The 20,147-nt window shown below is 60.1% G+C and carries 21 protein-coding genes and 1 pseudogene; 16 read left to right on the top strand and 6 right to left on the bottom strand.

All coding sequences use genetic code 11. The features are described from left to right. The first annotated feature begins 230 nt into the window (after positions 1-230). The 4 genes from AC0VX3_RS01905 (at position 231) to AC0VX3_RS01890 (ending at position 2,660) form a co-directional block, all read left to right on the top strand. Complete coding sequence (locus AC0VX3_RS01905) at positions 231-878, top strand: hypothetical protein (RefSeq protein WP_475523303.1); 648 nt, start codon at positions 231-233, stop codon at positions 876-878. After that, on the top strand, positions 875-1,438 hold the full coding sequence (locus AC0VX3_RS01900; RefSeq protein ID WP_475523302.1) for an ImmA/IrrE family metallo-endopeptidase: 564 nt from the start codon (positions 875-877) through the stop codon (positions 1,436-1,438). Before AC0VX3_RS01905 ends, AC0VX3_RS01900 begins: the two co-directional genes overlap by 4 nt. A gap of 1 nt (position 1,439) precedes the next feature. Next, a complete protein-coding gene (locus tag AC0VX3_RS01895) occupies positions 1,440-1,892 on the top strand; it encodes a hypothetical protein (RefSeq protein ID WP_475523301.1) in 453 nt (150 codons plus the stop codon). 174 nt (positions 1,893-2,066) lie between these two features. After that, entirely contained in the window at positions 2,067-2,660 is a 594-nt protein-coding gene (locus tag AC0VX3_RS01890; protein WP_475523300.1) for a beta family protein, read from the top strand. Here AC0VX3_RS01890 and AC0VX3_RS01885 read toward each other — a convergent pair. From AC0VX3_RS01885 to AC0VX3_RS01870, 4 genes are all read right to left on the bottom strand, one after another. Beyond that, positions 2,657-3,307, bottom strand: a complete 651-nt coding sequence (locus AC0VX3_RS01885; RefSeq protein ID WP_475523299.1) for a sce7726 family protein — start codon at positions 3,305-3,307, stop codon at positions 2,657-2,659. The two genes, AC0VX3_RS01890 and AC0VX3_RS01885, sit on opposite strands and share 4 nt — an antisense overlap. A 132-nt stretch (positions 3,308-3,439) precedes the next feature. Further along, the gene (locus AC0VX3_RS01880) at positions 3,440-4,690 is read right to left on the bottom strand and encodes a CobW family GTP-binding protein (RefSeq protein WP_475523298.1); all 1,251 of its coding nucleotides are present in this window, start codon (positions 4,688-4,690) and stop codon (positions 3,440-3,442) included. Positions 4,691-5,154: 464 nt separating this feature from the next. Beyond that, positions 5,155-5,499, bottom strand: a complete 345-nt coding sequence (locus AC0VX3_RS01875; protein ID WP_342893393.1) for a hypothetical protein — start codon at positions 5,497-5,499, stop codon at positions 5,155-5,157. A gap of 184 nt (positions 5,500-5,683) precedes the next feature. Next, a complete protein-coding gene (locus tag AC0VX3_RS01870) occupies positions 5,684-7,120 on the bottom strand; it encodes a D-alanyl-D-alanine carboxypeptidase family protein (RefSeq protein WP_475523297.1) in 1,437 nt (478 codons plus the stop codon). A gap of 469 nt (positions 7,121-7,589) precedes the next feature. On the opposite strand from AC0VX3_RS01870, the gene AC0VX3_RS01865 reads away from it, so the two are divergent. The 12 genes and pseudogenes from AC0VX3_RS01865 to acs all read left to right on the top strand — a co-directional run bounded on the left by AC0VX3_RS01865 (position 7,590) and on the right by acs (position 17,101). After that, positions 7,590-8,444, top strand: a complete 855-nt coding sequence (locus AC0VX3_RS01865) for an urease accessory protein UreD (protein ID WP_475523296.1) — start codon at positions 7,590-7,592, stop codon at positions 8,442-8,444. Positions 8,445-8,462: 18 nt separating this feature from the next. Next, positions 8,463-8,765 (top strand): urease subunit gamma, encoded by a 303-nt coding sequence (locus tag AC0VX3_RS01860; protein ID WP_475523295.1) that lies wholly within the window; start codon positions 8,463-8,465, stop codon positions 8,763-8,765. A gap of 33 nt (positions 8,766-8,798) precedes the next feature. After that, on the top strand, positions 8,799-9,104 hold the full coding sequence (locus tag AC0VX3_RS01855; RefSeq protein ID WP_342893390.1) for an urease subunit beta: 306 nt from the start codon (positions 8,799-8,801) through the stop codon (positions 9,102-9,104). 17 nt (positions 9,105-9,121) lie between these two features. Further along, positions 9,122-9,559 carry a lysozyme inhibitor LprI family protein gene (locus tag AC0VX3_RS01850; RefSeq protein WP_475523294.1) on the top strand — a complete coding sequence of 146 codons (438 nt, stop codon included), beginning with the start codon at positions 9,122-9,124 and terminating at the stop codon, positions 9,557-9,559. Between the two features lie 36 nt (positions 9,560-9,595). Then, entirely contained in the window at positions 9,596-11,308 is a 1,713-nt protein-coding gene (ureC, locus tag AC0VX3_RS01845) for an urease subunit alpha (protein ID WP_475523293.1), read from the top strand. A 32-nt stretch (positions 11,309-11,340) separates the two neighbouring features. Next, a complete protein-coding gene (locus AC0VX3_RS01840; RefSeq protein ID WP_475523292.1) occupies positions 11,341-11,943 on the top strand; it encodes a glutathione S-transferase family protein in 603 nt (200 codons plus the stop codon). Beyond that, complete coding sequence (locus AC0VX3_RS01835) at positions 11,943-12,467, top strand: urease accessory protein UreE (RefSeq protein ID WP_475523291.1); 525 nt, start codon at positions 11,943-11,945, stop codon at positions 12,465-12,467. The genes AC0VX3_RS01840 and AC0VX3_RS01835 overlap by 1 nt, the downstream gene beginning before the upstream one ends. Further along, complete coding sequence (locus tag AC0VX3_RS01830; protein ID WP_475525120.1) at positions 12,460-13,173, top strand: urease accessory protein UreF; 714 nt, start codon at positions 12,460-12,462, stop codon at positions 13,171-13,173. Before AC0VX3_RS01835 ends, AC0VX3_RS01830 begins: the two co-directional genes overlap by 8 nt. After that, positions 13,170-13,787, top strand: a complete 618-nt coding sequence (gene ureG, locus AC0VX3_RS01825) for an urease accessory protein UreG (RefSeq protein WP_475523290.1) — start codon at positions 13,170-13,172, stop codon at positions 13,785-13,787. Before AC0VX3_RS01830 ends, ureG begins: the two co-directional genes overlap by 4 nt. A 32-nt stretch (positions 13,788-13,819) precedes the next feature. Continuing rightward, positions 13,820-14,530 carry a hypothetical protein gene (locus AC0VX3_RS01820; protein ID WP_475523289.1) on the top strand — a complete coding sequence of 237 codons (711 nt, stop codon included), beginning with the start codon at positions 13,820-13,822 and terminating at the stop codon, positions 14,528-14,530. Positions 14,531-14,582: 52 nt separating this feature from the next. Next, complete coding sequence (locus tag AC0VX3_RS01815) at positions 14,583-14,981, top strand: DUF1761 domain-containing protein (RefSeq protein ID WP_342893382.1); 399 nt, start codon at positions 14,583-14,585, stop codon at positions 14,979-14,981. Between the two features lie 181 nt (positions 14,982-15,162). Continuing rightward, a pseudogene (gene acs, locus AC0VX3_RS01810) lies at positions 15,163-17,101 on the top strand (acetate--CoA ligase). 59 nt (positions 17,102-17,160) lie between these two features. Here the strand turns inward: acs and AC0VX3_RS01805 are convergent. Further along, the gene (locus AC0VX3_RS01805; protein WP_475523288.1) at positions 17,161-18,600 is read right to left on the bottom strand and encodes a pilus assembly protein TadG-related protein; all 1,440 of its coding nucleotides are present in this window, start codon (positions 18,598-18,600) and stop codon (positions 17,161-17,163) included. 148 nt (positions 18,601-18,748) lie between these two features. Continuing rightward, positions 18,749-20,122: a pilus assembly protein TadG-related protein gene (locus tag AC0VX3_RS01800; RefSeq protein WP_475523287.1), complete on the bottom strand. Its 1,374-nt coding sequence runs from the start codon at positions 20,120-20,122 to the stop codon at positions 18,749-18,751. Positions 20,123-20,147 lie beyond the last annotated feature (25 nt).

The following is a 20,147-nucleotide window of genomic DNA, read 5'->3' as shown; positions in this document are numbered from 1 at the left end:
GGACGAGTAACAGATCCTAAAATGGCAGATTTTTCGCGTGACGGGCCATGAAATCCGCTTGTTAAGCGCATACATTGAAAAACACACCTTAGAGCTGCTGGCCCAATTTACTGCAATTGAACGCGTTTGGCTCGCAGCCTATAGTTGGTGCAAATTGACAAGCCAGCGAAGGCCGCCTTGCAGACTATCCTAGGGTCGCATGAATGGGTAACTACCGAAAGTCACATTGCATGACACAACTTTCAAATGGTGCCAACAGAACTCAGAAGCCAGTTGGCATTTTTTGGGGGTACCTACTGGTGGCTGTCACAACGGCTGTTGCGGTTATTGCAATTCTGTTTGTATTTGTGACCCACATAGTAGATTTCTCGTTCGTATCTGACGCAACATGCCGAAAAGTTTCCGAAACCCGTTTCTATGATCGGTTTACGTATTGCTTTTACGGTAGTGAATGGGATGAAGAGACATATTTGGCCGCCGTAAGTGGATTCTATTCCACCTTGATCGCTGTACTGGTTGCCGTTCAAGCACTGGTTTCATGGCTCGCATTTACCGTTATTCGAAGCTCTAATAAGCAGACCATTGGTGAAGAAGTGGAAAAAGAGGTTCCATATTTTTTCAAGACCAAAGACGCTGATCGACTATTGCAGGACACGCTGAAGCAAATTTCACTTCAGGCGGCGAAAGACGCGCTAAGTGAACTTCGCAAAGAAGACGATAAGTCAACTGAAGAGCTTCAGCAAACCGTTTACGATGAACTCCAACCAGCTTTGGAAGGCGTTCGCGGAGAAATAGAAGAACTACGTGTCCGGCTGGACGAATACACTAACACCGACGAAGAGTACGTCGAAGGGCAGGAGGGAAAGATTTCTGAATGAGAAAAGCTCCGAAAAGGCCGATCAATAGGTCAGTTCCTGCTCTGCCTGATCTTGAAGTTGGTGCTCTCGACACAACTGAGCGTGTTATACAGTATTGCATTCGCCACAACCTGATTGAAGGGGTGGAGCTTGATATTGAGAGGCTCATCGAGAAAAATCCCTATTTATCTCTCAAAAAAATGCCACTACCGGATGGTATTGATGCTTACATCAAGGAAACGACCCAAGACCACTTTGAGATTGGTGTAAACTCAAAGCATAGCCGCACTCGTCAGCGTTTTTCGATGGCGCATGAATTCGCACACTATCAATTGCATCGGGAAAATTTGGAAGGGCTGGAACAGGGCGAGCGTATTCTTCACAGATCGGACGAACGAAATCACTTGGAGTATCAAGCAAACTCATTCGCGGCCGCCTTGCTTATGCCAGAGGACCATTTCCGGGAGGAGGTTCGCAGATCCCAAGGCGATGTGTCGGAGCTTGCCAAGCGTTTCGGAGTATCTCCTTTGGCGCTACGGTATCGAGCAAAGAACCTTGGGCTGAAAGGGCACGGTGTCTAATTTGGACGAGAACTATTTTCTCCTTTTCAAAACTGCCGATGCAGAAAAAAGAGCGTGGCGGAAACTGGCTAGCCAACGCCGATCAGCTGTTATTCCGATTGTGGAACTTTCCCGAGGAAAGAAGAAGAGAAACGCCGGAAAAGATAAAGACGGAAAACTGCTCACAGCTGAGCAGCTATTGTCGACGTTTGGCGTGTACGGTTTCGAACGCAATTGGCAGACATCTCTTGAGCTGATGACAGAATGCGAATGGTTCTTCCTTGATCTCACCCGTGAACCTAGCCTGAGTTGTGCAGAGATAGAGGCGTTGGGGAACTCGGCCAACGGATACGAAAAATGGACAACTTTCGTCTTTGATCGTCAGAATGACGGGTTACAGTTAAGGCCAACGCTCCTCGTGAACCCCGCCGAAGATGACGACGAGGCAAAATTTGTGTCTGATCTCAAGACTTAATTTACGGAGTTCACCAAAGGCTTCAAAGAGATTGCGTATCGCGTCGCAATTACAGAGGATGATGAGTTTCTGTTCGATCTGGTATCGCTCAAGCCGGAGATTGACGCCTATCGAAATAATGGTGGGCGCTTTTTCATTCTTCTGGACCATGAGTACGTTCGCCCTGGCAACGGTTTGGTTCATGCGAAGCGCACTACGCAAGTCGTTAGCTCGATCTATGCAGAGCTGGGAGATGTTGAGGTCGTTGTGTTAGCAACATCATTCCCAAAATCGGTGACGGATGTCGGAGATGAGGAACACGACATTTTTCGCGTCGAAGAAATTTACCTTTATGAGGAAGTTAAGAAAGCTCACTCTGACGTTAAGTATGGGGACTATGGTTCTATCAATCCTATCCGAAACGACGAAATTATTATCACGCAAGGCTGGCGTCCAAGGATCGATTTTGTTACCCGAAACAATGGGATGCATACATTTTACTTTCGTGAAAAACGAAAAGTTGTCGGTACAAAAGAAGTTGTGATGCAGGGGCAAATTAAGACGAAGAACGTCTTGGCTCCCTACTCAGTGCACTATCAATCAGTCGCCCAAAAAGTGATGGGATTTGCGCCGAACTATCAGACAGTGAACGGAAGCTGGGGCAACGATGAGATCGTTGCAGCGGCAGCAGGCAAGGTGGGAAGCAATTCGCCTTCCCATTGGATTTCAGTTCGGATGGAAATTCATATCTCTCAGGTGCTCAAATATTTTGCGTGTGACCCGATCTAAGCAAATAGACGGGAACTGCGTCGAAGAAGAAGTAGGTCTTCGGCAGAAATTTGGGCGTCGGTCTCTGAAAAAAAAGTGGCTGAACTTTCAGAGAATCTTTCTGCCAATTCCGAGAGGAATAAAATTCTTAGGGCCTTAGTGGTCAACAGCTTAACAGCTTTCGCACGCACTTCTATCGCACCGTTCCGCCTCAACGACGGAGGCAAAGCACTCAGTAGCCGTCCCTTTGTCGTTCCACTCGCCAAATGAAACTTTGAAAGCTGTTTGTTGATAGTTGGCTTTCTTACGTGGTCAATTGCTTGTCCATCAAATACCATCAATCCAACCTTTTTGGGAGCTATCTCCCGCACACTTTGCAACAGCCTTTGCGTCGTGACTACGGTCACAAAATCGAAGGTTTTCGAGTACTCGGCTAGCTGTCCTGGCAATCTCGAAGTGTTGTCGTAATCAGATTTTATTTCGAAAGCATGACTGTATTCGTCCAGTTCAAGCAAGTCGGCTCTGCGATTTTCGAATCCATAAACAGCCTCTGCTGCGAGGATACAGTTTTCCGACCTTGCAACCTGCACTAAACGGCTCACTAAAGCGGTCCGGATTTGAACCTCAGTGGCGTAGGCGCGTTGCTCAGAATTAATACGATCTTTCATATTGTCTCTATGGCATAGGTAGGTATTAGATGCGCTAGAACAAATAGAGTACAAACGAGTTAGGATCAATGCTGGATAAGCTGATCGTTCGCACCTCCCCACCTGCGCCCCCCCCACTCTCACATCCCCTGCTCACACCGGGCTCGTAAACCCAGACACCGCCAGCGGGTTGTCGGTGAGCGCCTGGTGGTCCGGCGTATCGGGCAGGAGGGCGCCGGAGAAGGCTTCAAACATGCGGCGCACGAAGCCTTCCGGCAGGTCCTTGGTGATGAACACCATGCGGGTGCGATGATCGTCGTCCGGCCAGGCTTCCAGGGTCGCGGGCGGATGGAAGACGTGCTGGACACCGTGGATGACCACCGGGCGGTCAGGGTCTTCGGCGATCTGCACGATGCCCTTGACCCGAAGCAGCTTGGGACCGTGCGCCGAGCGTAACAGGTCGAGGAACATTTCCAGCGCGGACGCCGGGACCGGCCGGTCCGTCGACAGGGTGAAGGCCCGGATCGCATCGCTGTGCCGGTTCACGTCATGCGCATGATCGTGGCCATGGGAATGCCCGTGCTCATGGCTATGATCATGACTGTGCTTGTGGGAATGCCCGTGCCCGTGTCCATGGGCGTCCGAGTGGCCATGATCATGGTGATGCCCGTGCGGGTCCTCATAGGCTTCGGCATTCAGCCAGGCGGCCACGTCCGGGATCTTGCTGGCGGGATCGTAGAGACCCGCATTGAACAGCTGGGCCACGGTGGCCTCGCCGGACTGCGCATCCAGCCGCCGTGCACCGGGATTGAGCTCCCGCAGCCGGTTCTTGAGGTCTTTGAACCCGGCCTGTGCGTCTTCCGAGGTCAAAAGGTCCGTCTTGGTGAACACCAGCCGGTCGGCCACGGCCGCCTGCTTGCGGGCCTCCTCGTGGTTGTCGAGCGTCGACAGGCCGTTCACCGCGTCGACCAGCGTGATCACGCTGTCCAGCCGGTAGCGCATCACCAGATAGGGGTGCAGCATGACCGTGTGCAGGATGGGGGCGGGGTCGGCCAGACCCGTGGTTTCGATGACCACCCGGTTGAGCTTGTCCATGCGGCCGTTGTCGAGCCGGCGCAGCAGGTTTTCCAGGGTGGTCACCAGATCGCCCCGGATGGTGCAGCACAGACAGCCCGAAGCCAGTTCCACGATGCCGTCGCCGGCCTGATCGACAAACAGGTGATCGAGACCGATCTCGCCGAATTCGTTGATGATCACCGCCGTGTCCGCCATGGCGGGATCCTTCAGGATCCGGTTGAGCAGGGTGGTCTTGCCCGCCCCCAGGAAGCCGGTCAGGACCGACAGAGGGATCGGGGGCTTGGGTCCCTTTTGCTGCTGCTGCGAAGACGGCGACGGCGAAGCCATGAGGTGTTCTCCAGGTGGTCCGCGCCCGCCCGGACGGCGGCACGCAGGTTGCCTGCAAAGACATAGGCAGAAAGCACCGGCAGCGCAATCTGGCCAGGCCTGCCGTGATGGTCTGAACCAGTCCGTGCATCCCCTGCGCCGTCCCGGGCGTAGCGAGGCAGAGGCCATGGCCGCCCGGACCTTGCCGAACCGGGGCGGGACAGGTGGGGAGACCGCCCGGTTTGGTGAAACCCTCTCGATCTGTCATCCCGGGCAAGTGCAGCGAACCTGCATGCTGACCCGAAATCCAGCGCACATGCCGCGCCTCTGGTGCGTCAAAAATTTATGAAATCAATCACTTGAAGGGGTTAGGTGCGCGCGTCGCTCGCGCTGATCCGCTGGGTCCCGGGTCAGCGCGCAGCTTTGCTGCGCTTGCCCGGGATGACGGCCCGGTGGTCGTCAACGGTCCGAGGCGATGACCCCGCCTATCCGGCGTTCAGCACCGCTTCGTCGTCCTTGTCGCTGTCTTTTTCGGCAGCCACGTCGGGTCCGGCCAGCGCGACGATCTTGCCGTCGACATCGTTTCCGCTCAGGTCCATCGGCGTCAGGTCCTGGACCACCTCGGCCTCGTCGCCGAACGCTTCTTCGTCGGCGTCGGCCTCGTCCGGATCCTGTTCATCCGCATCGACCACCAGTTTGACGGCCTCGGCGGCCTTGCGAAGGGTTGCGATCACCTCTTCGACGGACGCCCCGTCCTCCAGCTGGTTGGCGGACAGCTCGGCCAGGCTGGCAAGGGCCCGGATAGTGGCTGTGGATCTCGGTTCCATCATGGGGCGATCTCACGCGTTGTGTGTTTCGGCACGTTCTGTACCCGAAATGACCCTGCGGGTGTCATGGCATTTTCTGGTCGGGCCACGGCTTTTTCAGAGAAATGCTTACGACACTGTTAAGGAGCAGCGTAAATAAATGGTTAATATAACCGATAAGCTTCGACTGGAACCCGCGGGATCGGGATCACTGCCTGCGCGGGCTCGGGGCGGGAACCGGCACGGTAAAATCCAGCCCCTTGCGGAAAATCGAGCCCGGCGCAACGGCCTGCGCCGTGTCCGTGGCCGCTCCCGGCCGGGCCACCTCCGCCTGCGGTATGCCCCCTGCGACACTGCCCCCTGCGACATTGGCTCCGGCAACGGCGGCCCCGGCGACATTGGCCGCCGCTGTTGTCTGAAGCTTCTGGCGGATCTGGATTTGCGCGCGCCGGACGGGATTGGCCGCCGGCAGGGGAATGTCCTCGGCCGGAACCTCCACCGCGACCGCAACGCTGCCGCCTGCGGCCGGCGCGGCGTCCGGCTTGCCCAGACCGACCTGCAGCGGACGATAGGCGAGACGGCGCGGTCCCAGGGTCCGGTCGAGGATCTTCGCCCAGTCCGGCTTGCCGTTGGCAAGCGTGAAGCCCGCTTCGTCGACCTTGACGTCTTCCCGGTTGGCCTTGAAGAACAGGAACCCGCCCTGCTTTTCGTTTTCCATGTCGAACCGGGCCATGTAACCCTTCGCGCCCGGGCTCCTGTTGCGCCGGCAATAGCCGTCGGCGGGCGGCCCGGCCGAAACGCCGGTCAGGCTCTTGATGTTCCTGCCGCCCCGCTTCCGGAAGCCTTCATCGAACAGTTGCCGCGCGAAGGCCGTGCGTTCAAGGCCGGACCCGGCCCCCAGAATGATCGCGATCAGCGTGCGCCCGCCCCGGGTCACCGAGGCCGAGACATTGTAGCCGGAATTGCAGATGTAGCCGGTTTTCATGCCATTGGCGCCGGGCACGCGCAGCAGGAACTCGCGGTTGGCCGAGCGCAGGGCCTTCTTGCCGAAACGGATGCCGGGATGCTTGTAGAATTCGCGGGCTTCGGGAAAATCGCGCCGCAAGGCCATGGCCAGGATGGCCATGTCGCGGGCGGTCGTCACCTGGCGGTTGTCCGGCAGACCGTGCGGATTGGTGAACCGGCTGCCGCTCATGCCCAGCCGGGCGGCTTCGGCGTTCATCATGGCGATGAACCCGGCTTCGGACCCGGCGACGGCTTCGCCCAGCGCAACGGCAACATCGTTCGCGGACTTGATCAGAATGATCTTCAGCGCCGTGTCGACGGTAAAGCGGGTACCGACCTTGAAGCCCATCTTGCTGGGCGGCTCGGACAGGGAATTCTTCGACTGGACCACGGCGGAATTGAGCGAGATCCGGCCTGCGCGGATGGCCTTGAAGGTGACATAGGCGGTCATCATCTTGGTCAGCGAGGCGGGGTACCATTGGCGGGTCGCGTTGTTTTCCTCGATCACCGCGCCCGACTTGGCGTCGACGAGCACATAGGCGCCGATGTCCGCCTGCGCCCGCGCCACCGGCAGCAGCAGGACGAGAGCGAGCACCGTCACGAGGACAGAGGTCAGGCGGCCGATCTGGCTTCCAGTCACAGAAATTCCTCGCTTGTCATCCCGTCAGGACCCGAAATCGCAGCACAGCGGCTGCTGTTCCCTAAAAAACCGGAACATGCGGCCCAGATCAACGGGTTTTCAATCGAAATCGATTGATAATCCGAAAAGTTGATCGATCCATCAAGGTGTTCGGGCATCTTGGCTGCCTCCAGATGACCCCGCGAGAGCCTCAATGGCAACCCTTTCGTGCCTTCTGTCCAGAGCCGCTTTTTTCATCAGTTGCTGAAATTTTATGCAAACTGCAATCGCGACGTTCCTTGGCCGTTGATAAAATGAGAGTTTCGCTCCCGGACAAGGAGGGTCTGCTGCGGCCCCCGTTTCTGGCCCGGGTCTTGCTAGAATTGCCGTCGGCGCTCTGCCGGCCGCAGTCCGGACGGCACCGGGAGAACCTGGCGGCAACGCCCATTGATAAAAACACGAGGCCGACGGCCCGGGAGGCGGATCGATCATGCTGGATGCTGCCAAGGCATCGGACTTCGAGGTGAGCCCGCACGCGATGCAACGTGTGAGGGCCGAGGCACGCATCGGCTTCAAGGCCGCCGGAGGCCGGACGCGGCTCGCCGACCTCTATCAGAGCGGATCCGCCAAAATCAGGCTTCCAAAGGTCTATGGCACCCCGGTGACCGCCGTCCTGATCAATACGGCCGGCGGCCTGACCGGCGGCGACAGAGTGTCCTTCGCCGTCAATGCAGCCGCCGGGACACGCGCAATCATGACCAGCCAGACAGCGGAACGGGCCTATCGCAGCAACGCCGGCTCGGCGCGGGTGACCGGCCGATTTTGCCTGGAAGCCGGTGCGGACGTCGAGTGGCTGCCCCAGGAAACCATCCTCTTCGACGCCTCCCGTCTGAAGCGCCAGTTGCACGCGGACCTGACGGGCGACGCCCGGCTGCTGATGCTGGAATCCGTGGTGGTCGGCCGCGCCGCCATGGGTGAACGGGTCGGATCGGTGCTGTTCACCGACAGTTGGCGCCTTCGCCGCGACGACAGGCTTGTCTTTGCCGACGACATTCGCCTTCAGGGCGACCCCGCCCGCTGCCTGCGCGGCCGGGCGACGGCAAAGGGCGGTGTCGCCGTCGCCACGCTGGTCGACTGCGCCCTGGACGCCGAAGACCGCCTTGAGCGGGCCAGGAACCTGCTTGCCGATCGGACCGGCGCAGGCGTGCAGGCCGCGGCCAGTGCATGGAGCGGGTTGCTGATCGCACGGTTTGTGTCCGAAGATGGGCGCGGCCTGCGCAGCGCCCTGACAACCTTTCTGACCGGATACCGCGGCATGGAACTGCCGCGTGTCTGGCATTGCTGATTTGAAGGAGCATACTTCATGAACCTGACCCCCCGCGAGAAGGACAAGCTGCTGATTTCCATGGCGGCGATGGTTGCGCGCCGCCGCCTGGAGCGCGGCGTGAAGCTGAACCATCCCGAATCGATCGCCCTGATCACGGATTTTGTCGTCGAGGGCGCGCGCGACGGCCGCAGTGTCGCCGACCTGATGGCCGCCGGCGCCAATGTGCTCACCCGCGACCAGGTCATGGAAGGCATTGCCGAGATGATCCACGACGTCCAGGTGGAGGCCACCTTTCCGGACGGCACCAAGCTCGTCACCGTGCACGAACCGATCCGCTGACACCCGCCGCTGATTTACCCGAAGGAGACGACCATGATCCCCGGAGAACTGTTCCCGGCCGAAGGCGACATCGAACTGAACGCCGGTCTTGAGACGGTCACTGTCGATGTGGCCAACACCGGTGACCGGCCCATCCAGGTCGGCAGCCACTATCATTTTTACGAGACCAACGAGGGCCTGTCCTTCGACCGCGAGAAGACACGCGGCATGCGTCTGGACATCCCGGCCGGGACCGCGGTGCGGTTCGAACCCGGTCAGACCCGCTCGGTAACCCTTGTCCCCTATCAGGGCGACCGCACGGTCTACGGGTTCAATCAGAAGATCATGGGCGCGCTCTGAGCGCACCGGAGAAGATGATGATCCGAGCACTTCCCCTTCTGGCCGTTCTGGCCGTTCTGGCCGCAAGTCTGGTTCTGGCCGCGGTCACCTTCACCGGCGCCCGGGCGCAGGAGAACATCGACTGCGGATATCCACTCGATGACAGCCAGCGTAGCTATTGCGCCGACAAAGCCCTGGAAGACGCCGGCACGAAAATGCGGGAAGCCTATGAGCTTCTGGCCGCACGGGTGAGCGAACTGGATGCCGCCTTGCCCACTGCCCTCAAGGGGGCGCCCGCTGCGCTGAAGGAAGCCCAGGCCGCCTGGGAGACCTATGCCGGCAAGGACTGCAAGGCCTACGCCTTTCCCTTCATGGGCGGCCCCGGCGGCAGCGACGCCTACCGCAATTGCCTGATCGTGCTGACGGTCAAACGCACCGACGACCTCACCGCCACGGTTGAGGACTATTCAAATTGATCGACCGGATTTCTGATCGCCGATTGGAGACTAAAAATGTCCTTTAAGATGCCTCGCGCCGCCTATGCGGACATGTTCGGACCAACCACCGGCGACAGGCTGCGCCTCGCCGACACCGATCTCGTGATCGAGGTGGAGAAGGATTTCACCACCCATGGCGATGAGGTGAAATTCGGCGGCGGCAAGGTCATACGCGACGGCATGGGCCAGTCGCAGGCCCCCCGCTCCGCCGGGGCAGTCGACACCGTGATCACCAACGTGCTGATCGTCGACCACTGGGGCATCGTCAAGGCCGATGTCGGCCTGAAGGAAGGCCGCATCACCGGAATCGGCAAGGCCGGCAATCCGGATATCCAGCCCGGCGTCGAAATCGTTGTCGGACCCGGCACCGAAGTGATCGCCGGCGAGGGCCGCATCCTGACCGCCGGCGCGCTGGATGTGCACATCCATTTCATCTGCCCGCAGCAGATCGACGAAGCGTTGATGTCCGGCGTCACCACCATGCTCGGCGGCGGCACCGGCCCGGCCACCGGCACGAACGCCACCACCTGCACGCCCGGGCCCTGGCACATCACCCGGATGCTGCAGGCCGCCGACAGTTTCCCGATGAACCTGGCCTTTGCCGGCAAGGGCAACGCCTCCCTGCCGGCAGCCCTGGAGGAACAGATCATGGCCGGTGCCTCGGCCCTGAAGCTGCACGAGGACTGGGGCACCACGCCGGCCGCGATCGACACCTGCCTCTCCGTTGCCGATGAATACGACGTCCAGGTGATGATCCACTCGGACACGCTCAACGAGAGCGGCTTTGTGGAAAACACGACGGCCGCCTTCAGGAACCGCACCATCCACGCCTTCCATACGGAAGGCGCCGGCGGCGGCCATGCGCCGGACATCATCAAGGTCTGCGGCGAGCTCAACGTGCTGCCGTCCTCGACCAATCCGACACGGCCCTACACCGTCAACACGCTGGAAGAGCATCTCGACATGCTCATGGTCTGCCATCACCTGGACAAGTCCATTCCCGAGGACGTTGCCTTCGCGGAAAGCCGCATCCGCAAGGAGACCATCGCCGCGGAAGACATCCTGCACGACATGGGAGCCTTCTCGATCATCGCCTCGGACAGCCAGGCCATGGGCCGGGTCGGCGAGGTCATCATCCGCACGCTGCAGACGGCGCACAAGATGAAGGTCCAGCGCGGCCGCCTTTCGGAAGAGGCCGGCGAGAACGACAATTTCCGCGTCAAGCGCTACATGTCCAAGATCACCATCAATCCGGCGATCGCCCACGGTCTCGACGAGCACATCGGCTCGGTCGAGGTCGGCAAGCTCGCCGACCTGGTGTTGTGGGACCCGAAATTCTTCGGCGTCAAGCCGGACATGGTCATCAAGCTCGGCACCATCGCCGCCGCGCCCATGGGCGATCCCAATGCCTCCATCCCGACACCTCAGCCGGTCCACTACCGGCCGATGTTCGGCGCCTTCGGCAAGGCCATGACCCAGAGCCGCGTGACCTTCGTCTCCCAGGCGGCCTACACCGACGGGGTCAAGGACAAGGCCGGCCTCGACAGCCTGGTTCTGCCGGTCAGGAACACCCGTGGCGGCATCTCCAAGAAATCCATGGTGCTCAACGATGCCACCCCGGACATCGAGGTCCATCCGGAGACCTACGAGGTCCGCGCCAATGGCGAATTGCTGACCTGCGAACCGGCCGAGGTCCTGCCCATGGCGCAGCGCTATTTCCTGTTCTAAGCTCCGCGCAAAACTGAAACACGGAGCAGGACATGTACAAGATCGTCGGATTTCCGCGCACCCGCGCGATGCGGGTGATGTGGCTCCTGGAAGAACTGGGCGAGGCCTACGAGGTCGACCCGGCGCCGCCGCAATCCGAAACGGTTCGCGACCTGACGCCGGACGGCAAGGTTCCGATCCTGATCGAGGATGGCACCGCCATCACCGAATCGGTCGCGATCTGCACCTATATCGCCGACAAGCACGGCAGGTTCACCTTTCCGGCGGGCACGCTGGAGCGCGCCCGGCAGGACAGTTTCACCCAGTTCGGCGTCGATGTGCTGGAAGGCGCCCTGTGGACCTCCGCCAAGCACAGTTTCGTTCTGCCGGAGGGCCTGCGCGCACCGGCGGTCAAGGAGGCGTGCCGGTTCGAATTCGCCCGGGGACTGAAGAGCCTGGAAACACGGCTCGGTGACGGGCCTTACGTCATGGGCGACACCTTCACCATTGCCGACATCATCATCGGCCACTGTTCCGGCTGGGCCTTTGTCGCCAAATTCGACCTGCCCAAGGAAGGTCCGGTCCATGACTATTTCAAGCGCCTGCGCGAACGGCCGGGGTTCAAGGCCATGAAACAGAAGGCGGAAGCCGCCTGATGATCCGCGTCCGGAAAATCCATTCCGCGGGCGGCTGGTCCGGCGCACCGGCCGATCGGATCACGCTCGACCTGGACGACCGGTATCGCCGCCGGGCGGTGCTGACCGGCGCTTCCGGGCTCACCTTCCTGCTGGATGAGCCCCGGGCCGTTCATCTCCATCACGGCGACGGTGTCGAACTGGAAGACGGCCGGATTGTCGAAATCCTCGCCGAGCCGGAAGACCTGGTCGAGATCGAGGCCGACAACACGGCGCATCTGGTCAGGATCGCCTGGCATCTCGGCAACCGGCACCTGCCGACGCAACTGATGGGCGACAAGCTCCGGATACGCCGCGACCATGTCATCGAGGGCATGGTGGCAAAGCTCGGCGGAAAACCGACGCCCGTATCAGCCCCCTTCGATCCGGAAGGCGGCGCCTATGGCCACGGGCGCACCCATGGCCACGACCATGGGCATTCCCACGATCACAAACATGAACACGGGCACGATCATGCGCATCCTCACGAACACAGCCATGACTGAAAGCCTGTCGCTGTCCGCGCTCTACCGGCTGCAGACGTTCCTGTCGCCCGCCTTTCCGGTCGGCGCCTTCACCTACAGCCACGGGCTGGAACAGGCGGTCGACCGGGGTGACGTCACCAGCGCCGCCGAGCTGATTCCGTGGCTGGAAGACGTGCTGCGCTTCGGTGCCGGCCGCAGCGATGCCATCCTGCTGAAGGAATCCCTGAGGGCCGCTTCCGACGGCGATGCAAAGGCCCTGGCGGAGCTGCGCGCGCTGGGTCTGGCGTTGCAGCCGTCGAAAGAACGTCATCTGGAAACAAGTGCCCAGGGAACCGCCTTTGCCGGGGCTATCGCGAGAAGCTGGCTGCCCGGCCGGTCGACCCGCGCCGCGGACCTGTGCCGCGAAACCCTCGCGGCGGACGACGATCCCTGGCCCTATCCCGTTGCCGTGGGCCTTGCCTGCGCGGCCCATGACATTCCCGACGATGCGGCCCTGATCGCCTGGCTCCACGCCTTTTCCGCCAACATCGTCTCCGCGGCGATGCGTACCGTGCCGCTCGGACAGACCGAAAGCCAGACCGTCCTGGCACACATCGAACCGGTCATCTTCGACGTTGCCGAAGAGGCAGCTGCCTCCGGTCTCGACGATCTCGGCACCTCCACATTCCTTGCGGACATCGCGTCAATGGCGCATGAAACCCAGTATTCGAGGCTGTTTCGCTCATGAATTCCAAAAACGGCCCCTTGCGTGTCGGCATCGGCGGTCCGGTCGGATCCGGCAAGACCACCCTGACCGACCGTCTGTGCAAGGCCATGCGCGACACCTGGTCGATCGCGGTCATCACCAACGACATCTACACCAGCGAGGACGCCGAGGCGCTGATGCGTTCCCAGGCCCTGACCAGCGACCGCATTCGCGGCGTGGAGACCGGAGGTTGTCCGCACACGGCGATCCGCGAGGATGCCTCCATCAATCTGGCCGCCATCGCGGACCTCACCCGCGCGATCCCGGATCTGGACCTGATCCTGATCGAGTCGGGCGGCGACAATCTGGCAGCAACCTTTTCGCCGGAACTTGCCGACCTGACGCTCTATGTCATCGATGTCGCCGCCGGCGAGGAAATCCCGCGCAAGGGCGGCCCCGGCATCACCCGGTCCGATCTTCTCATCATCAACAAGACCGACCTGGCCCCGCATGTCGGCGCCGATCTGAGCGTGATGGACCGGGACGCGAAGAAAATGCGCAAGGACCGGCCATTTGTCTTCGCCAACACCAGGGCGGGCGAAGGGCTTCAGTCTGTGGTAGACTTCATTGTTCACAAGGGCGGGTTGAACGCATAGGGGTGACCCCTTCCATTGAAAAGTTGTTTTGAATGAGTGCTGGCAATCAGGGCATCTGCGCGCACAACAATGCGATCTGGTGCGATGCGGTTCTCAAGGCAGCCGGGGCGAAGACCGGATTCCATCCGGGTTTCTGGCAAGCGGAAGACCGTCTGCTGCCGCTCCATCCCAACATCGTCACCTTGTCCGAGGCCCCGGGCGCGGGTTTCAAGCAGGCCCTGGCAGCCTTGCCGAAAGAGGCGACGGTAAAGGACAGCTTTGACACGCTCGGCCTTGGACCGCTCGGCTTTCGGAAGCTCTTTTCCGGCACCTGGCTGTTCCGGTCGGCCCAGACAGCGAGAAAAGCACCGATACAGCCGGACTGGCACAAGATCACCCATCCCGATGCCTTGAAGAAATGGGCCGCGGGCTGGAACGGCAACGAACAGCTTCAGGCGGTCTTTTCCCCCAGGCTGCTGGCATCGGCAACAATAGATTTCGCCGCCATCATGAAGGAAGATGCCATCAGGGCAGGGGCCGTGTTCTCGTCGGGTCCCCGGCTGGACGGCAAGGACGTGGTCGGCCTGTCCAACCTGTTCTGCCGCAGGAACTGGCGCTACAGCGCCCTGCACGGACTGCTCGCCCCCTATGCGCACAGACCTGTCTGCGCGTATGAAACCGATGACGGCCTGTTGCCCGTCTACGGCCAGCTCGGCTTCCAGACATGCGGCCGCCTGAGCGTCTGGATCAAGACCGCCGCTTGATCTTTGCGCTCTGCCCGGCCACGCTGTTCCCGGAAAATACGGAGGGTGGATCATGATGTTCGACGGTGTGAATCTGATCGCGGTAGCGGCCGCTGCAATCGGATCTTTTGTCTTCGGGTCGCTTTGGTACGGCGTCCTCGGCAAACCATGGATGAAGGCGGCCGCATTGACGGCGGCACAGACCAGACCGGATCCGATCACCCTGGGGATCGCCTTTTTCTGCCAGCTGGTGATGGCCTTCGTCTTTGCCGGCATCATCTACCACAGCGGCAGCAGTGGACTGCGCGCCGGGATCATCTCGGCCCTGATGATCTGGATCGGCATCGTCATGACCACGCAGATCGTCAATCACCGCTTCCAGGGCAAGCCCTGGAGCCTGACCCTGATCGATGGCGGGCACTGGCTCGGCGTTCTTCTGGTCCAGGGCGTTCTGATCGGTTTGCTGAGTTGACCGAAGTGCAAATATCTACGTATTTGAACGCATTAGACCAAGGACTCGGCGACTAAAGGACTAATGTTAGGATCTGGACGCTGCAGGGGGGCATACGCATAATGGCCCCCGGCAAAACAGGCTGCGGGGATTGCGCGGAGCGCCACTCGCGGGCCTTATTGTTGTTTCTGGGAGGTTTTCAATGTCCGATTCCGTTTTTCCCGTTCCCGCGGAGGTTGCCGCACGGGCGCATGTCGACAACGCCAAATATCAGGAAATGTATCAGAGATCCGTGGAAGACCCGGAGGGCTTCTGGGGGGAGCACGGCAAGCGCCTCGACTGGATCAAGCCTTACTCCAAGGTCAAGAACACGTCTTACGACTACCACAATGTCGCGATCAAATGGTTCGAGGACGGCACACTCAATGTCTCCGCCAATTGCGTCGACCGGCATCTGGAAAAACGCGGAGACCAGCCGGCCATCATCTGGGAAGGTGACGATCCGGGCGAACACAAGGTCATCACCTACAAGGAACTTCACCACGAGGTGAACAAGTTCGCGAACGTGCTGCACGCGCAGGGCGTCAAGAAGGGTGACCGCGTAACGCTCTATCTGCCGATGATCCCCGAGGCTGCCTACGCGATGCTGGCCTGCGCCCGCGTCGGCGCGGTTCACTCCATCGTTTTCGGCGGCTTTTCACCGGACAGCCTTGCCCAGCGCATCGGCGACTGCAAGTCGGAGTGCGTGATCACCGCCGACGAAGGTCTGCGCGGTGGCCGCAAGGTTCCGCTGAAGGTCAATGTCGACAAGGCCATCGAAAAGGCCCCGGTCAAGAGCGTGATCGTCGTCAAACGCACCGGCGGCGACGTTCCCATGCAGGAGGGACGGGACGTTCTGGTACCACGACGAGGCCGACCGGGTGTCCGATCATTGCGCCCCGGTGGAAATGAACGCGGAAGATCCGCTGTTCATTCTTTACACCTCAGGTTCGACCGGCAGCCCGAAGGGCGTCATGCACACGACCGGCGGCTATCTGGTCTATGCGTCCATGACCCACGAATATGTTTTCGACTACCACGAGGGCGACATCTACTGGTGCACGGCCGATGTCGGCTGGGTGACCGGCCACAGCTACATTGTCTACGGCCCGCTGGCCAATGGTGCCACCACCTTGATGTTCGAGGGCGTTCCGACATATCCCGGGCCCGGCCGGTTCTGGGAAGTCTGCGACAAGCACAACGTCAACATCTTCTACACCGCGCCGACCGCGATCCGCGCCCTGATGGGTGCTGGTGACGATCCCGTCACCAGCACCTCGCGCAAGTCGCTCCGTCTGCTTGGTTCCGTGGGCGAACCGATCAACCCGGAAGCCTGGACCTGGTACTACAACGTGGTCGGCGAAGGCCGCTGCCCGATCGTGGACACCTGGTGGCAGACCGAAACCGGGGGCATCCTGATCACGCCTCTTCCGGGAGCGACCGACCTCAAGCCGGGCTCGGCCACGCGGCCGTTCTTCGGCGTCCAGCCGGCCATTGTCGACGCGGAAGGCAATTTCCTGGAGGGTGCGAACGAAGGCAATCTGGTGATCAAGGACAGCTGGCCCGGCCAGATGCGCACGGTCTATGGCGACCATGAACGCTTCGTGCAGACCTATTTCGCCACCTACAAGGGCCTTTACTTCACCGGGGACGGCTGCCGCCGCGACGAGGACGGCTACTACTGGATCACCGGCCGTGTCGACGACGTCATCAACGTTTCGGGCCACCGCATGGGCACGGCCGAGGTCGAGAGCGCCCTGGTGGCTCATCCCAAGGTCTCGGAAGCCGCGGTCGTCGGCTATCCGCACGACATCAAGGGGCAGGGCATCTATGCCTATGTCACGCTGATGGAGGGCGAGGAACCCACGGACGAGCTGAAAAAGGAACTGGTCAAGCACGTCAGGTCCGAAATCGGTCCGATCGCGTCTCCCGACCTGATCCAGTTCTCTCCGGGGCTGCCCAAGACCCGGTCCGGCAAGATCATGCGCCGGATCCTGCGCAAGATCGCGGAAGACAGTTTCGACAGTCTCGGCGACACGTCGACTCTCGCCGATCCGGCCGTGGTCGACGACCTGATCGACAACCGTCAGAACCGCGCCTGAGCGGCTCAACAGCACACCTGAAGGCCCGTCGACGCGACGGGCCTTTTTTCTTACCCGGACTATTTCGACAGGTAGATCGACTGGATTTTCTTGGCGATGTTGCCGAAGGCGCCGATCAGCTCCGAGGAGGATGTCGCCTGGTAGTAATTTCCGTCGCTGGCGCAGGACGCCATGTTCTTTGCGCCGGCCGAGCTGTTGTTGTTGCCGAAATAGACGCCGAAAATCTCGATGTTCGAATCCTTCATGGCCTCGCAGAGGGCGCGAGAGGAGGTCGAAGATTCGTTGCTATAATATGCGCCCTCAGGTTCTTCATCCCACACATAGGCCACAACCTCTTCCCAGGTGCAGACTTCCTTTTTCTTACCGTTTTTCTTGATTTTTGTCGTGCAGGTTTCTTCCCATTGGGTCGTTTCGTCAATCTCGTAGTACCGGTTGTTGTCACCGTCGGTCATGATGACCGCGAATTTCAGAACGTCTTCATTGTCATAGGCTTCCGGAGCGCTGTCCGCAGGCCAGACGTCCTTGTAGTTGGGTGACAGGCTGTTCCACCCCCAGGTGATACCGGTCTGCCCGGCGGTGCCGCCATTGTCGTCCAGCGCCTCGATGGCGTCGATCAGCTCTTCCCGATCGGATGTCAGCGGGATCATTTCGGAATCCGACGAGCAGCTCCAGCTGGCACCGCCGTAAAAGACATTCATGGGCGGCGGATCGGTTTCATCGTAATAATCGTAGGGCTGGTCGGTGTATTTGACCTCGTAAAGATCGGTACCATCGTCATAATCAACGCGTTCGGTGACACATTCGCTGCCATCGGCATAACCGTAGGCGTCACCCTTGACCTTGTCGGCATAGGTCCCCAGGTTCACGCCTTGACTATACGGCACCAGGGAAATGCGGACCTTGACGTCCTCCTCCTGCGTTTCTTCCGGGATCAGGATGTCCACGAGGCTTTCCGAGGCCTCCCGCAGCGTGTCCATGTCACTCCTCATGGACCCGGTAACATCGACCACAAGGGCCAGCTCCACGTCGAACCGCGAATAGGCAACCTGGGCGCTCGTTCCGAAGGCGAAGAACGCCGGACCGAGGCTCTCCTTCATGTAGCCACCCATGTCGATGAAATAGTTCTGGAGCGTCGCCGAAGCGGAGACCGTCACGGTGCCGTTGTCGCTGTCGACGATGAAATCCAAGTTCTCGATGGCTTCTTCAAGGAACTCCGTGTCGGCCAGGTTCGCCCTGAATGACTTCGTGAGGGCCTCCTTGATCTGAGCGTCCGTCATCACCGACGTTGACAGGTCCGTGGCCAGGGAAAGGGCCGCGGCGTCGAGCGCATAAGATAGTTTCTCGCGCGCGTTGATGCTCCGGGAAACATCGAATGCCGCCCCGGAGATGAGCAGCATCAGGATCACCATCAGGCCGAACAGGGGCAGGATCGACGCCTTGCGGTCGCCAATGAATCTGGTTGCCAGGGTCTGGAAAATCTTACGCTGAAAATACCGCATAGCTGCCTCTTGAGATGCGGCTGATCCTACCCGACAAAAGTACCTAAAAGTTTAAGGTTGCTGTCGAAATTGTTTTTACACCCACCGTCCCATCGACCTTCCTTCTGGCCTTCCGGCCAGGGTTCCGGCAGAGGATTGCGCCGCCGGATCATTTGGACAGATAGATCGACTGGATCTTGCGTGCGATGTTCGCGAAGGCACTGATGAGCTGTTCTGCGGACGATGCCTGATAATAATTGCCGTCGCTGGCACAGGACTGCATGTTGCGTGCGCCGGCCGAAGTGCTGCTGGTGCCGAAATAAACGCCGAAAATTTCGATATCGGACGCTTTCATTGCCGCGCACATGTCCCGGGATCGTGTGGAAGACACATTGCTGTAGGATTCGCTTTCACCGGACTCGCGCCATGCGTTAACGGGCACGGTGCTGCACTCCCAGCGCCATCGGCCGCGATTGCGGACCCAGCCGCATTGTTCCTCTTCTTCGATAAATTCGTAAAACCGGTTGTTGTCGCCATCGGTCATGATGATCGCGAACTTGAGAACCTCGTCGTCCGAATAGGCCGCAGGCGTGCTTTCCGAGGGCCACAGGGAGGAATAATTCGGCGACAGGCTGTACCAACCCCAGGCAATTCCGGTCTGACCGGCCGTGCCGCCGGTATCGGTAAGCGCATCGATCGCGGGCAGCAGCGTGTCCCTGTCGCTTGTCAGCGGCACCATTTCGGAAGAAGACGAGCAACTGGTGCTGCCGCCGCCGAAGAAGGTTCCCTCCGGCGGCGGGCTGGCATCGGTGTAATAGTCGTAGGCGGCATCCGTGAACATCACTTCATTGCTGTCGTAGTCCTGACGCTCGGTAACGCAGTCGCCGCTGACACTGTAGAAATCGGATCCCTTCACCTTGTCCGCATAGGGGCCCAGATTGACGCCCTGGCTGTAGGGAATGAGCGAAATGCGGACCATCGCGTCGCTTTCATCCACCGCTTCGGGCACCAGGATGTCCACCACGCCGGCGGAGGCCTCGCGCAGCGTGCGCATGTCGCTCGAGGACATGGACCCCGTGACGTCCACCACAAGGGCCAGTTCCACGTCGAACCTCGAATAGGAGACCTGCGAGCGCGTGCCGAATTCGAAGGTTTCGGGACCCAGCGCGCTCTGCATGTAACCGCCCAGGTCGATGAAATAATTGTTGAGAGAGGCCCTGGACGACACGGAGATGACCCCGTTTTCGCTGTCCACAGTGAACTCCAGATTGCCGATGGCCTGTTCGAGGAATTCAGCGTCCTCAAGATTGGCCCGGAAGGACGCGGTCATCGCCTCGGTGATCTCCGCGTCGGTCATCACAGAGGTGGACAGGTCCGCCGCCACGGACAGCGCCGCCGCATCCAGGGCAAAGGACAGCTTTTCCCTTGCACTGACCGCACGGGTAACATCGGCCGCGGCGCCCGCAAGCACGATCATGAGAATAACCATCAGTCCGAAAATAGGCAGAATTGCCCCGTCACGCTGGGTTATCAAACGTCTCAATAGGTACTTCACGGAGTGAATGCGT

The organism is Roseibium sp. QJM3NY_11 (genome assembly GCF_056173175.1).
This window is presented reverse-complemented; position numbering and strand designations above follow the sequence as displayed.